Source organism: candidate division KSB1 bacterium, assembly GCA_016214895.1.
Taxonomy (GTDB): domain Bacteria; phylum Electryoneota; class RPQS01; order RPQS01; family RPQS01; genus JACRMR01.
The window spans coordinates 416572-429879 of the sequence record JACRMR010000003.1 but is presented as its reverse complement, the minus strand read 5'-3'; the positions used below and the strand labels follow the sequence as shown (position 1 = coordinate 429879).

At 61.2% G+C, this 13308-nt stretch carries 13 protein-coding genes; all 13 read right to left on the bottom strand.

Features of this window, described 5'->3' with window-relative positions:
- Window positions 1–4 precede the first annotated feature (4 nt).
- A complete protein-coding gene (gene hypE, locus HZB60_03625; protein MBI5058859.1) occupies window positions 5–1030 on the bottom strand; it encodes a hydrogenase expression/formation protein HypE in 1026 nt (341 codons plus the stop codon).
- Complete coding sequence (gene hypD / locus HZB60_03620; protein ID MBI5058858.1) at window positions 1008–2102, bottom strand: hydrogenase formation protein HypD; 1095 nt, start codon at window positions 2100–2102, stop codon at window positions 1008–1010. The genes hypE and hypD overlap by 23 nt, the downstream gene beginning before the upstream one ends.
- Entirely contained in the window at window positions 2099–2320 is a 222-nt protein-coding gene (locus tag HZB60_03615; protein ID MBI5058857.1) for a HypC/HybG/HupF family hydrogenase formation chaperone, read from the bottom strand. The genes hypD and HZB60_03615 overlap by 4 nt, the downstream gene beginning before the upstream one ends.
- Window positions 2320–4653, bottom strand: coding sequence for a carbamoyltransferase HypF (gene hypF / locus HZB60_03610; GenBank protein ID MBI5058856.1), 2334 nt, complete (start codon window positions 4651–4653; stop codon window positions 2320–2322). The genes HZB60_03615 and hypF overlap by 1 nt, the downstream gene beginning before the upstream one ends.
- 39 nt (window positions 4654–4692) lie before the next feature.
- Complete coding sequence (locus tag HZB60_03605) at window positions 4693–5343, bottom strand: hypothetical protein (protein ID MBI5058855.1); 651 nt, start codon at window positions 5341–5343, stop codon at window positions 4693–4695.
- 315 nt (window positions 5344–5658) lie between these two features.
- Window positions 5659–6144 carry a hydrogenase maturation protease gene (locus tag HZB60_03600; GenBank protein MBI5058854.1) on the bottom strand — a complete coding sequence of 162 codons (486 nt, stop codon included), beginning with the start codon at window positions 6142–6144 and terminating at the stop codon, window positions 5659–5661.
- A gap of 2 nt (window positions 6145–6146) precedes the next feature.
- Window positions 6147–7631 (bottom strand): Ni/Fe hydrogenase subunit alpha, encoded by a 1485-nt coding sequence (locus HZB60_03595; GenBank protein ID MBI5058853.1) that lies wholly within the window; start codon window positions 7629–7631, stop codon window positions 6147–6149.
- Window positions 7628–8599, bottom strand: coding sequence for an oxidoreductase (locus HZB60_03590; protein MBI5058852.1), 972 nt, complete (start codon window positions 8597–8599; stop codon window positions 7628–7630). Before HZB60_03590 ends, HZB60_03595 begins: the two co-directional genes overlap by 4 nt.
- Complete coding sequence (locus tag HZB60_03585) at window positions 8592–9089, bottom strand: hydrogenase iron-sulfur subunit (GenBank protein MBI5058851.1); 498 nt, start codon at window positions 9087–9089, stop codon at window positions 8592–8594. Before HZB60_03585 ends, HZB60_03590 begins: the two co-directional genes overlap by 8 nt.
- Window positions 9086–10837 (bottom strand): 4Fe-4S dicluster domain-containing protein, encoded by a 1752-nt coding sequence (locus tag HZB60_03580; protein MBI5058850.1) that lies wholly within the window; start codon window positions 10835–10837, stop codon window positions 9086–9088. Before HZB60_03580 ends, HZB60_03585 begins: the two co-directional genes overlap by 4 nt.
- A 9-nt stretch (window positions 10838–10846) precedes the next feature.
- Window positions 10847–11779 carry a CoB--CoM heterodisulfide reductase iron-sulfur subunit A family protein gene (locus HZB60_03575; protein MBI5058849.1) on the bottom strand — a complete coding sequence of 311 codons (933 nt, stop codon included), beginning with the start codon at window positions 11777–11779 and terminating at the stop codon, window positions 10847–10849.
- Window positions 11772–12665, bottom strand: coding sequence for a CoB--CoM heterodisulfide reductase iron-sulfur subunit B family protein (locus HZB60_03570; protein ID MBI5058848.1), 894 nt, complete (start codon window positions 12663–12665; stop codon window positions 11772–11774). The genes HZB60_03575 and HZB60_03570 overlap by 8 nt, the downstream gene beginning before the upstream one ends.
- Entirely contained in the window at window positions 12662–13252 is a 591-nt protein-coding gene (locus tag HZB60_03565) for a 4Fe-4S dicluster domain-containing protein (GenBank protein ID MBI5058847.1), read from the bottom strand. Before HZB60_03565 ends, HZB60_03570 begins: the two co-directional genes overlap by 4 nt.
- Between the last annotated feature and the right edge of the window lie 56 nt (window positions 13253–13308).

The following is a 13308-nucleotide window of genomic DNA, read 5'->3' as shown; positions in this document are numbered from 1 at the left end:
CGCCTCAGCAAATCCGCGGCAAGAGCTCTCCCGCCGGCCGCTGCAATCGCCGCATTCCGCCGGCCGCCGTGCGCACGCGCACCATCCGCGGCATGTCGGATGTCAGCGTGCCGATCCGCGCCGCCTGCACACCTTGCGGATGCCTCCGTAAGGTGTCCAGCACGACATCCGCCGACTCGCGCTCAACAACCATGATCACCTTGCCCTCGTTCGCGAGGTGCAGCGGCTCATAACCCAGCAGCTCACAGACCGCCATCGTGGCCGATGCCACCGGCACAGCCGCCTCGTCGATGATCACGCCGAGCGGAAATTCTTCGGTTAGCTCGGACAACACCGCCGCGGCGCCCCCCCGCGTGGGATCCCGCATCCACTTCACGCCACCGTGCTTTGTCAGAACGCTGCCGATCAGTCCGGTCAGCGCCGCGCAGTCGCTCAGCGTCGGGATGTCCAGCGAAATCCCGTCCCGCGCATTCAGAATCGCCACGGCATGATCCCCCAGCGATCCGGTCACGATGATCGCGTCTCCGGCAACGACGGGTGCTGAACACAGTCCGTGTCCGAGCGGATACAGCCCGATTCCAGAAGTGTTCACGAACATCAAGTCGCATTGTCCTCGCGGGACAACCTTCGTATCACCGGTGACGATTTGCACTCCGGCTTCGCGCGCCGTCTGCGCCGCTGAGTTCAACAGTCGAGCAAACAACTCCAGTGGCAGGCCCTCTTCCAGGATGAACGCAAGTGAAAGGTAGCGTGGCTCTGCCCCCATGACGAGCAAATCGTTAACTGTCCCGCAGATGGCGAGCTTGCCCAGATCCCCGCCGGGGAACTCCACCGGATGGACCACATACGAATCGGTCGTAAACACAATATCGGAACTCGCAAGGCCCAGTACTGCTCCGTCGCGCAGCGGCGAGAGGTGCGGATTGTCAAGCAGCGGAGCGATCGTGTCGCGGATCAGCGAGCGCATCGCCCGCCCCCCCGCACCGTGGCCCAGCTCAATATGCGAGTTATCGGACATCACTCGCCGCATAGTGATAAACCGCCGCGCATGCCCCTTCCGACGACACCATGCACGCTCCGAGCGGCTGCGCCGGTGTACATGCGACGCCGAACAGCGGACAATCGTGCGGCCGGGTGATTCCCCGCAACACGTTTCCACAACGGCAACCCGGATGTTCACGACCCGCTTGCACTTCGACTGCAATCCGTCCGGCGTCCCACTCCGCATACTCGTCGCGAATCGCCAGACCGCTCCCCGCAATGTCGCCCAACCCTCGCCAACGTGCCGTGCTCGACTCGAAGTAGCGGCTAATCATCGCCTGAGCGGCCGGGTTGCCGCCGCGGCGGACACTGCGCCCGTACCCGTTTTGCACTTCCGCGCGTCCGGTCACGAGCTGTTCACACAGCAGGCAGATCGCGAGCATCAAGTCCAGCGGCTCGAAACCGGACACTGCACACGGAGTCCGGAGGTCGTCGGCAATGAAGCGAAACGGCTCGATGCCCGTAACCGTCATCACGTGTCCGGGTAGAATCAACCCATCAATCTGCACGTCGTCGGAAGCCAACAGCGCCTGCAGCGCCGCCGGCATCGTTTTCAACGCGGACAGTACCTTGAAATTTCGCAGGTCCAGATCGATCGCGGAACCCAAAGCCGCCGCTACGGTGCACGCCGTCGTTTCGAAGCCGATGCCGAGGAAAATCAGGGTGCGCTCCGGGTGCAAACGCGCAAAGTCCACGGCTTCCGACGGCGAATAGAAGACTCGCACGTCCGCCCCGCGCGCCCGCGCTCCGCTCAACGACATTTGCGATCCGGGAACGCGGATCAGATCCCCGAACGTACCTATCGTGACTCCCGGAAGCTGCGCCAGGAGTATGGCGCGGTCAACAAAATCGTTGGGTGTCACGCACACCGGACAGCCCGGGCCGGAAAGCAATTCCACCGCGTCCGGCAACAGTGTCTGCAACGCGGAGCGATAGATCGCTGCTGTATGCCCGCCGCACACTTCCATCAAGCGAACGGTCCGACGGAGTTGCAGCGCACCGATCCTTGCCGCCACGCGGCGGATCAACTCCGGATCACGGAACGTCCGCGTCGCGTTCATCGCTCACTTTCCAATGCACTCCGCAGCGTCCTGAGCGTGCATTCAGCCTCATCAGAGTCCAGCACCGAGAGCGCATATCCCGCATGCACGATCACATACTCTCCCACCTTCGCCTCGGGCGTCAGCGTCAGCATCACGAGCGCGCCCACGCCCTGAAGCTCCACGCGGCCGCGCTCGCCTTCGATACTCACCAGCTGCATCGGCACGGCAAGGCACATCAATTGTCTCCCTTCGCGTTCGCAATGCAGACCTGGCCGAGCGCAATCCCGCCGTCGTTGGGGGGAACGTCCCGGTGCGACAAGACCCGGAACCCGCCGGCGCCCAACGCGTGTTCAAAGCGACTGAGCAGATAGGCATTCTGAAAGCAGCCCCCACTCAGCGCCACGGTGTGAGAATCCTCATGCGCGGCGACGCGCCGCACCATTTCTACGTAGCCTTGCACGATGGACTCATGAAATCTGCCGGAGATCAGTGCGGCGGTCCTGCCGCGCAACGAGTCTTCAACCACGCCCTCGATCAGCACCCCGACGGAAAGCGTGTAGATCCCGTCATCGCAAGCGATCTTGACGGGATACGGCGACTGTAACCCCGGCCCGAGCGCCCCCTCCAATTCCGTGGCGGCCTGTCCTTCGTACTGCCGCCGCGCACCGAATTGTGTCAGAGCCGCTACGGCATCAAACAATCGCCCCACACTGGACGTTCGCGCGAACCGATTCGGCTGCGCAAGCAGCGCCGCCAGTGCACCGAGTGGGCGCTCCCCGATCTGGTGATGCAGAGCACTCAACAACGGCAATTTGAGGCGATCCCAATCGGAGGGATGAGTACGTACGAGCCACGCTAACGCCATCCGCCAAGGTTCGCGGGCCGCCAACTCGTTCCCGGGCATTTCGATCGATTCCAATGTGCCCCGTCGCTCAAATCCGTCGATTCCGCCGTACAGCAGTTCCCCGCCCCAGATCGTCCCGTCGGTGCCAAAGCCCGTCCCATCCAGTGTCAGTCCCACTACCGGCCCCGATTCCCCGTGCTCCGCAAGACATGCCGCGAGATGCGCATGATGGTGCTGCACGCGAATGAGTTGCAGGCCGTGCACCTGGGCATACTCCTCCGCAAGCGCCGTTGTGGTATAGTCGGGATGCAGATCGCAAGCCACCAGGCCCGGATGGAGATCGTAGATCCGCAGAAAATGCGACAACGCGTACTGTTGCGCCGCGATCGTGGCCGCATCCTGCATGTCACCCAAGTGCTGTGACAAGATTGCAGAGCGCTCTTTCGCGATGCAAAATGCGTTCTTCAAGTCCGCACCCAGCGCCAGCACCGGCGTGTGCACGCTCTGTTTCAGCGGAACGGCTTGCGGCACATAGCCCCGCGACCGCCGCCAGACCCGCGGCGAGCCGTCAATCACGCGTACCACCGAATCGTCCGCAAACTGGTGAATGGCCCGATCATGCAGTAGCGCGGCATCGGCTACTGATCCCATCGCTTCGAGCGCGCGCTCGACCCGGAAGTGGATCGGTTCTTCGCTGTAGTTCGCGCTGGTCATCACCAGCGGCCGATTGCATGAGCGTGTCAGTTCGACGTGCAGTGGAGTGTAAGGCAACAGCGCGCCCAAGAGCGGATTCCCGGGTGAGACTGACTCCGCCACGGGACAATTCCGCCGCTTGCGGACCAACACGATCGGCGACCGCACGGAACGCAGTTCGCGGAGTTCAGCCCGCGTGGTATCGCACCACTGCTCCATCGCCGACAGGGACGGAAACATCACCGCCAGCGGCTTCTCCTCACGGCGCTTTCGCTCGCGCAAGCGCCGCACACTGGCGTCATTGGTCGCGTCACAGGCCAGATGAAAACCGCCCAACCCCTGCACCATGAGAATGCTGCCCGCGGACAACATCTGCGCCGCCTCGTGGAGCGCCGCGTGTCCGACGGCGGCGGAGTGCCACGTGCAGCGATGCTGGAGCAGCAGCCGCAACGTCGGACCGCAATGGGGACAGGCGTTCGGCTGCGCGTGAAACCGACGATCCCGCGGCTCGCGATACTCCGCCGCGCACGCCTCACACATGACAAACGGCCGCATGGTGGTCTGCGGCCGGTCGTAAGGTAACCCCTGAATGATTGTAAAACGTGGACCGCACTGCGTGCAGTTGGTAAACGGATAGCGGTACCGCCGATTGTCACGGTTCGCAAGATCGCGACGGCACTCCGCGCACAGCGCAAGATCGGGCGAGATCTGCGTAAATGCCGCGTCGCCGCGCGCACTCTCGAGAATAGCGAAACCATCATAATCGGCGCTGGGCAGCGCCGACCGTTGCAGTTCCTCAATCCACACCGGTGCCGGTGCATCGGCCGACAGCCCCGCGACAAAGCGCTCGATCGCGACGGCCGGTCCCTGCGCGCGGATCGTCACCCCGCGGCCGTGATTCACCACGTAGCCGCGCAGCCCGTGGCGCTCCGCAAGCCGAAACACGAACGGACGAAAACCGATCCCCTGCACCACGCCGCGCACGGTGATCTCAATATGGGTCTCCGGACTATGGGCCGTCTCGGTTTCCATTGGATTCAGGTTCGGGCGGGACCTGCAGCGGTCCGCTTCCTACATGCCGATGAACACTATTCCCGCCGCGCAAATCGTCACCGCGCCGCCAGCCAGTGCGTGTGAGTAACGCGCCGCGCGCGGATGGGAAAACAGACTCAGGCCCTTGAGCGCGGCGGCCACAATCCCCACCATGGTTCCGACCGTACAGATTCCGAAGATCCCCGAAATCAACCAGACTGCACCCGTACTCGCCTGCGCCGCCGGAAACATGAGCAGCGGGATCAGCGGTTCGCATGGCCCGAATGCGAAAATGATGAAGAGCACCCACGGAACGATCGAGCGATCGGCTGTCTCCGGATTTCGCCGCTCATCCGAGTGGCGGAGCTTGTACGCGTGGCGTAAGCCCCAGACCGCGTAAGCGAGGCCAAACCCCAGTAGCAGCCAACCCGCGATTGCACCGCGCGCCGCTTCCAGACCGGTTAGTCGCAGTAGCCTCGTGCCAAGATACAGTCCGCCCAGACCAATGGCAGCGGAACTCAGGACGTGGCCGACTCCGCAGACAAGCGTGACCCGCAGCGTCCGCCGCGAGGACCAGGCGCGGGCCTTCCCGATCGCGATGAAGGGAATGTAGTGGTCCGGGCCTAAGATCGTGTGTGTGATACCGAGCGTGGCGGCCGTCGCCGCCAGCAATAGAAAGTCGGCAGTCATGTTCAATGGCTTTTGAGTTACAGGCGGCGACTAGGATTGTAAGCAAATTCCCGCGCGGCCATCGACGGAGGCACAGGATAAACACCGGCGCCAGCGCACAACGGACACGGGTTCTTGTCCTCCTGTCGCACCTCAATCAATCCGGTCCCCTTGCAGGCGTAACACGGTCGGCCCAATACGTCACACCCGCGACCGTTGCAGTACATGCAACGATGCTCGTGGTCTGGCGTCAGGCAGCGATTGTCAACCCACCCGCGGCCGTGGCATTCCGGGCACGTTTTCGGCTGATCGCTCGGTGCCGCTTCTCGCGTCTTTTCAGTCTTTGAAGGAGACATGATTCTCAACCTTTGAATTTAGCCATTTCCGTATCAGTTGCTGAGCAGGCGCCACGGCCGCCGCCACGCGCACGGTAAGCGCTTCGCTCAGAGTCTCCAGGTCCGCGGCCTCTACCGTCAGTACTTCAATCGACGCCGGCATCGGAATCCCGTACAGCCGCGCAAGGGCCAGCGCCGTCGGCAGACTAATCTGATGGCTGTTCACCAGATGATTGCTCGGAGCAAACGCGCCCATGTCGTGCATCCGCACCGTCCCGGGTTGGTCGTGCCCGGTCCGAATGGTATCCACCACCAGCGCCGCCGGACGTTCCGCAAGCAGCGGAATCAGCTCAAATCCCGCCCGGGCCGCGAAATGCACTTCCACCGTGCCGCAAAAGACCGCGTCATCCTTCAGTGCCTCCGCGACCTCATAACCAAATCGGTCGTCAGAAATAATCTCATTGCCCAAGCACAATATGATGGGCAACTTCAGCACTGCCGTCGCGCGATCTGCACGACCTCGCCGGTGTCCGCGTCATGCACGATTACCTCCAACGGCATCTCGCCCGGCAACGAGTGCGTGGCGCAGCCGAAACACGGATCGTAGGCCCGAAATGCCATCTCAATCCGGTTCAGCGTGCCCTGTGTGATCTCGGTGCCCCGCTTGATCAATCCTTCCGCCGCGCGCTTGATCGACATCGTGATCGCTGCATTATTATTCGTCGTCCCAACGATCAGATTCGCCTCGACGACGATGCCCTTGCTGTCGGTACGGTAATGATGTGTCAACGTTCCGCGCGGAGCCTCCACAATGCCCACGCCCTCGCTCGGCGTCGCTGTCGGAATCTCCATGATCTTGTCGGACGTAATCTCGTCGTCGCGGGAGAGCTTCTGCACCATCTCGGCTGCATAGATCAACTCGACCACGCGCGCCCAATGCGTTGCCAGCGTGGCGTGCACCATGGTCTTGCCGCTCTTGTCATGGGTCAGGGTCGCGTAGAATCGCTCGTACTCCGCCTGAGCGAGCGGTGTGGCCATGCCGTCCGAAACATTCAAACGCGAAAGCGGCGAGGCCTTGTAAACGCCCGAGTCCACCCCGTCCACGAAGCCCTTCCATCCGATCTGCTTCAAATACGGGTACTTCAGGTAGCTGTAAGGCTCCACATGCTCGGCCACGAACTGCAGGTAGTCCTTGGGCTCGTATTTCGCGTGTTCCTTCCCGTCCGGACCCACAACGCGCACCTTACCGTCGTAGAAGTTCACCTTGTTCTGCTCATCGACCAGACCCATATTGTAGGTCTTGTGAGCGTAAGAATCGGATAAGATCAACTCGACGTATGCCGGATTCGCCAGCACAACGTCGTTCAGCACTTTCACCGTGAACTTGGCAAACTCAACCATCTGGTCGCCCAGCTTCTGGATCTCCGCCTGCTCGTCCTTGCTCACGCGTTTCGACATGCCCCCCGGCAAGGCCGTCACGGGATGCACTTTCTTCCCGCCGATGATCTCGATCACCCGCTGACCGGCCGCGCGCTGCGCGATCACCTGCTTTCCCGCGTCCAGACCGACTTTCGCAATGACGCCGAGTATGTTCCGCTCGCCCGGAGGGGCATCCGGCCCGCACACAAAGTCCGGACCGCCCAGTGCATAAAAATGCGTCGTGTGATCGCCCGCGAAAAACGCGTTATACACCAGCGAGCGAAGCTTGTACGCCGCGCTGGGGATCTTGACTCCGTACACCGCATCCGCTGCCTTGGCCGCCGCCATGTGGTGAGCATCGGGGCAGACTCCGCAAATGCGCGTCGTAATGCGCGCCATCTCCTCCACCGGCCGCCCCTGACAGAATTTCTCGAACCCGCGCAGTTCCGGCACCTGAAAATAGCAGTTCGCGAGCTCGCCGTCTTCCTTGACAAACAGGTGGATCTTGCCGTGGCCTTCCAGCCGGGTAATGGGATCTATGGTGATGCTCTTCATCGCTGCGCTCTCCTGAGGAAGGAATCGGCCAGAGTAAAGCGATAAAACGTGCCCAGCGGATCGGGAATCGTGTCGATGATCTGCTCAATCTCCTCCGGATCCGTCGAGTCAATCACCGAGGCAATGGCGGAGACCATCTTCGCCCCCTGATCGCGCACATTTTCGGGCACGCCGTAACACCCCCGGCACGGAACCCCCGCGGATACGCACTTCGCGCCGCAACCGGAGCGCGTGGACGGTCCGCAACATACGATCCCCTGTTCCAGCAAGCACAGGTCCGGATCCGGGATGATCTCGAACGGCCGTACGAATTTCGTAATCTTCTTCACGTTTCGGGCGCGCGTGCATTCGTCGCAGCAACACTTCTCCGATGCGCCCAGCACCGTGCCCTTCGGCGGTAATGGCTTGTTGTGTTTCAGAATGTCAATCACCGCACCGACCACCGCCGCGATCTGATTGCTCTGAGGCGGACAACCGGGAATGATGTAGTCAACGTCAACAACTTGCGGCAAGGTCCGCACGGTATTCCACAGCCGTGGAAGCCGCAGTTCGCCCTCCGGCACTTTCGTCAACGGCCCGGGGATGATCTGATCCGGATTTGTCGTCGAGGGCGACTGCAGATACGCGTATTTCGTGATGTCATCGAGCTTGAAGAAGTTGGCCAGACCCGGAATGCAGCCTTCGCTGGCGCAACTCCCGAACGCGCAAAGCACCACCGACTTCTTCCGCAGCACTTCCGCGAGATGGAAGTTCTCGTCGCTGCGGATCGCGCCGTTGAACAGGGTCAGCGTGATGGACTTGTCCGGCATCGCCTCAATATCCTGATACTTGAAGTCCATCGCGCACGGCCAGAACACCACGTCGAAGAACTCCGCGACATCGAGAATCTTCTCCTCGATGTCAAGAATCGCAATGTCGCAACCGCCGCACGAGGCCGCCCAGTAGATCGCCAGTTTGGGTTTAGGCATGACTTGCCTCCTCGACCGGAACCGCATGTTCGCCGGGCTGGAATTGCTTCACCCCGTCACTCAGGTCCGCGCCATCGAAGTTGATTTCCTGCAATGATAGCGGACCCAACAACCGAATCTGCTCCGTAAACTCGGTGATGACCTTCTGAAATCGAACGCCCTCGGATGCCGAAACCCACTCCAACCGTAATCGCCGAGGATCAACGCCCAGGCCTTCGAGTAGTTTCTTGGTCAACGGCATTCGCCGCAGACACTTGTAGTTGCCCTCCACGTAATGGCAGTCGCCGGGATGGCAGCCGCACACCAGCACGCCGTCCGCGCCCGCCCGCAAGGCGGAAAGAATGAAGCCCGGATCGACGCGTCCACTGCACATGACCCGCACACTCATCACGTTCGGCGGATACTTCAGGCGCGCCGTCCCGGCCAGATCCGCTCCGGTGTAGCTGCACCAGTTGCAGAGAATGCCCAGAATCTTTGGTTCGAAGCTCATGCGAATATCCCCTCAATCTGAGCGTAAATCTGATCGTCGCTGAAGTGGCGTGCTGCAATCGCGCCCGCGGGACAGGCCGCGACGCACGTACCGCAGGCTTTGCACATCGCCGGATTCACGAAACTCACGCGCTTCTGATCGTCATACGAGATGGCTGAATACGGGCACAGGCCGTTGCAGATCCGACAGCCGCTGCAGAACTGCTCCATGATTTCCGCGTACGCCGCGTCCATCAGCACTTCGCCCTTGTTCATCAGTTTCATCGCCTGTGCCGCGGCGGCACCGCCCTGGGCCACCGTGTCCGGTATATCCTTCGGGCTCTGGCAGGCCCCGGCGAGGAACACGCCATCGGTCGTGGTCGAGACCGGCGCCAGCTTGGGATGCGCTTCGATGAACCAGCCGTCCGCGCCCGTCGAGATGTTCAGCACCCGCGCCAGCTCTTTCGCATCAGAGCGCGCTTCCAGCGCCGTGCAGAGAATCACCATGTCCACCGGCACTTCGCGATACTTGCCAACCAGCGTGTCCTCACAGCGCACGAGCAGATCACCCTCGGATTTCCGCGCCGAGTCGGCCGGAACCACCTCCGCGCCCTTGCCCCGGATAATATTTACGCCCTCATCGAGAATCCGGCTGTAGAATTCCTCATAGCCTTTCCCGTAGGCGCGCAAATCAATGTAGAATTCGTACACGTCCGCTTCGGTCTTCTCGCGAACCAGATGCGCGAACTTGAGCGCGTACATGCAGCAAACCCGACTGCAATACTTGTGATGGTTCTGATCGCGGCTGCCAATGCAGTGCAGAATCGCAATCGAGCGCGGCTCCCGGCCGTTTTCCATCAAAATCCTGCCACCCGTCGGACCGGCCGCATTGTTCATCTTTTCGAATTCCAGCGCGCTCATTACGTTGGACAACTGACCATACCCATACTGCTTCATCGCGCCGGCGCCGAAGTCCTGAAACCCGGTCGCCACAACTATCGCGCCGACCTCGACGTCCTCGAATTCATCCTGCTGATCGTAGTGAATGCAATCCTTGGGGCAGACCTCCGAACAGACCTTGCAGCCCCCAATCTCGAAGTGGATGCAGTCCTCCGGGTGAATGCGGGGCACATTCGGTACCGCTTGCCGGAACGATAAGGTAATTGCTGCATTCGGCCCTAACCGCAGATCGTGATGCTGCAGAGGCCGACCCTCGATGTCCTCCATGTGAATGTGCTCGGTGGGACATACGAACGCGCACGCCCCGCAAAGAATGCACTTCGCGGGATCAATCTTGATCGGCGTGGTGTCCTCAGGGCCGATGCGCTTAAACGACAGAGCGTGAGCACCCACGAGCTCGTCGCACGCGCGAATGCAGAGCTTGCAGAAGATGCAGGTCACGTGTTTGTGACCCCAATCCGGCTGCGCGATATCGAGATCCACCGATAACTCCGCCAACAGCCGGTTCGGCGCGCACCGCTGAATCAGGTTGATCAACGCCGTGCGCCGCGCCTCCGAAACGATTTGCGTGTCCGTGTGTACGACCATCCCCGCCTTTACCGGGTAATTGCAGGAGGTAACGATCTTCGACGGACCCTTGCCCTCATAGACTTCACACACGCACAACCGACAAGCCGGCCGCGGCGCCAGAAAGGGATACCGGCACGGCGCGGGTATCTCAATTCCCAGCTCGCGTATTGCTTCGTAGAGGAACGTCCCCTCGTCTACCGTGATCGGCTTCTCGTCAATGATAAGTGTTACTTGTGACATGGTCATTCCTTAAACCGTGTCCGGATGTTCGACCTCTGCTCGTACAAGCTTGCCCGCCTTCGGAGTGTCCCGATGTAGCGCGGGACCCTGTTTGCCCAGCTCGTGACCCAGAACGAGCTTTCGCACGCCCGGCAGCGGACGACTCGGACAGGCCTCATAACAGGCCCCGCAACCGTTGCAGATGTTCGTGTCCACGTACCGGGACTTCTTCCGCAATTTCACTTTGAAACTGCCCACATACCCTCCGACTTCCTGGACTTCGGTCCATGTCCGCAGAGTGATATTCGGATGCTGACCCACCGCCACCATCTTCGGCGTCAGAATGCAGGCGGCACAGTCCAAGGTCGGGAAGGTCTTGTCGAACATCGCCATGTGACCGCCGATGCTGTCTTCCTTCTCCACGAGGACCACCTCAATCCCCGCATCGGCCAACTGCAGCGCTGTCTCAATCCCGGCGATTCCACCCCCGATGATCATTACCCGCTTGGTAATCGGCACCCGCCGCATCTCCAGCGGTTCATGCCGCGCCACACGAGCCAGGCCGCCATTGATTAGCCGCCGGGCTTTACCCGTCGCCGCGCTGTAATCCGTCGTTACCCAACTTACCTGCTCACGGATATTCACCATCTCGAACAGGTAGCGATTGATCCCGCCGCGCTCCACCGCTTTGCGAAACGTCAGCTCATGCATCAGCGGACTACAGGCGGCGACGACCACCCGATCCAGCTTCTGCTCTCTGATATCCTTGATGATCAGTTCCTGCCCCGGTTCCGAACACATGAAGCGATAGTGGCGGGCCACGACCACCTGGCCCCGCGTGCCGAACTCGTCGGCCAGTCCCACGACATCCACCATCTTCGAAATATTCGTCCCACAGTGGCACACATACAAGCCGATCCGGCAAGCGGGAGGTTTTCCATTTCGCGAAACATGATCACTCATAAGTCGCCTCGCTGACGAGTTGACCTGCCTTGAGCTCCGGCAGCCGAACGATGAGGGAGTCCAGGCCCAGTTTGGCCGGCTCGATCCCCAACGCCAACCCCAATAACTGCGTAAAGTAAACCACTGGCAGGTGATGATTGGCCTGCCGCGTTTCGTTGATCCGCGGTTGGTACGATTCCAAATTCATCTGACACATCGGACAGACCGTTGCCATGACGTTCGCCCCGCGCTCCTCCGCGCCCTGCAGCAGGCTGTGATTCAAGTCGAGCGCTACGTCCTCAAACGTCATCATCAGCATGCCGCCGCAGCAACGCACCTTGCCCGGATAATCGCCGATCACTTCAGCGCCCAGCGCCGTGAACAGGCGGTCCATGGTCGTGGGATTGTCCATGTCATCGAAATGATAGACGGGCCGCACGATCTGGCAACCATAGTAAGGCGCAATCCGGAAGCCCGATAAGGACTTCGTCGCCCGGTCCACGATCCGGTCCAATCCGACATCGTTGACCAGGATGTCCAACGGGTGTCTGACGTCCAACACCTCGGTGTAGGAAAGATCGGCCGAGCCCAACGCTTCATTGATCATCGCGCGTGCCTGCGGATCCCACTGCACATAACGATTGGTCTTGCGCAGGATCGTGTAACAACTGCTGCACGGTGCGCACACTGCGTCGCAACCCATCTTCTGCGCGATCGCCAAATTGCGCGCGCTCACCGAGTAGGCCACCAGGTTGTCCTGTGACATGTACATCGTCGCGCCGCAGCAGTTCCAATCGTCGATCTCTTCGAGCGGAATCTGCAGCGCCTTGAATACCTCGCGGACCGACTGATCGTAGGGCCGCGCCGTGTATTCGAGGCTGCAGCCCGGGAAATAGGCGAACTTCATACGCGTGCTCCAATCTGCTTCGCCTTATCAATGATCGCCCGCACCTCGCCGACCCGCTTGATCCGGTGCGGAGACAGGCTCATGCGGCCCTCGCGCATCATGGTCAGGCCCATCCGGGTGTTCGCCAGCAGCTTGAATGGACCCGTGCGCAGATAGTACCGCATCGCGAGTCCAAACTCGAAATTCCGCCCGTAATTATAGATGTTGCGCGTAAATGCCTTCGACAGCGCGTACACCGGGAACCGGTTCGGATAGATCTTCTTCTCCATCGCCAGCCGCTTCAGTGCGTAAAGCGTGTCGGTCACGCGGATTCCGGCCGGACAGCGCACCGTACACGAGTAGCAGGAGGCGCACACCCAGATCGTCCGGCTCTGCAGGATCTCCTCGATCATCCCGGCCCGAAACATCGCCACCAGTGCCCGCGGCGTGATGTCCATCGCATAGGAGACCGGGCACGAACCCGAACAAGTGCCGCATTGCAAACAGGTCTTCAGTTTCTGACCGTCCGGTATGAACTTCACCTCCCGCCAGAACGCCGAGCGCAGCAAAGCTTCCGCGCGCGGTGAACCAACCCTCTCGAATTTCATATGCTCTCCTTCAATGTGCCGTTCGCCCGGCGGCCATCCCCCCGGTGTGGCTCCGG

Coding starts and splice junctions, on each gene's coding strand:
- hypE (MBI5058859.1), bottom strand. CDS start 1,030: ATGCGGCGAGTGATGTCCGATAACTCGCATATTGAGCTGGGCCACGGT.
- hypD (MBI5058858.1), bottom strand. CDS start 2,102: ATGAACGCGACGCGGACGTTCCGTGATCCGGAGTTGATCCGCCGCGTG.
- HZB60_03615 (MBI5058857.1), bottom strand. CDS start 2,320: ATGTGCCTTGCCGTGCCGATGCAGCTGGTGAGTATCGAAGGCGAGCGC.
- hypF (MBI5058856.1), bottom strand. CDS start 4,653: ATGGAAACCGAGACGGCCCATAGTCCGGAGACCCATATTGAGATCACC.
- HZB60_03605 (MBI5058855.1), bottom strand. CDS start 5,343: ATGACTGCCGACTTTCTATTGCTGGCGGCGACGGCCGCCACGCTCGGT.
- HZB60_03595 (MBI5058853.1), bottom strand. CDS start 7,631: ATGAAGAGCATCACCATAGATCCCATTACCCGGCTGGAAGGCCACGGC.
- HZB60_03590 (MBI5058852.1), bottom strand. CDS start 8,599: ATGCCTAAACCCAAACTGGCGATCTACTGGGCGGCCTCGTGCGGCGGT.
- HZB60_03585 (MBI5058851.1), bottom strand. CDS start 9,089: ATGAGCTTCGAACCAAAGATTCTGGGCATTCTCTGCAACTGGTGCAGC.
- HZB60_03580 (MBI5058850.1), bottom strand. CDS start 10,837: ATGTCACAAGTAACACTTATCATTGACGAGAAGCCGATCACGGTAGAC.
- HZB60_03575 (MBI5058849.1), bottom strand. CDS start 11,779: ATGAGTGATCATGTTTCGCGAAATGGAAAACCTCCCGCTTGCCGGATC.
- HZB60_03570 (MBI5058848.1), bottom strand. CDS start 12,665: ATGAAGTTCGCCTATTTCCCGGGCTGCAGCCTCGAATACACGGCGCGG.
- HZB60_03565 (MBI5058847.1), bottom strand. CDS start 13,252: ATGAAATTCGAGAGGGTTGGTTCACCGCGCGCGGAAGCTTTGCTGCGC.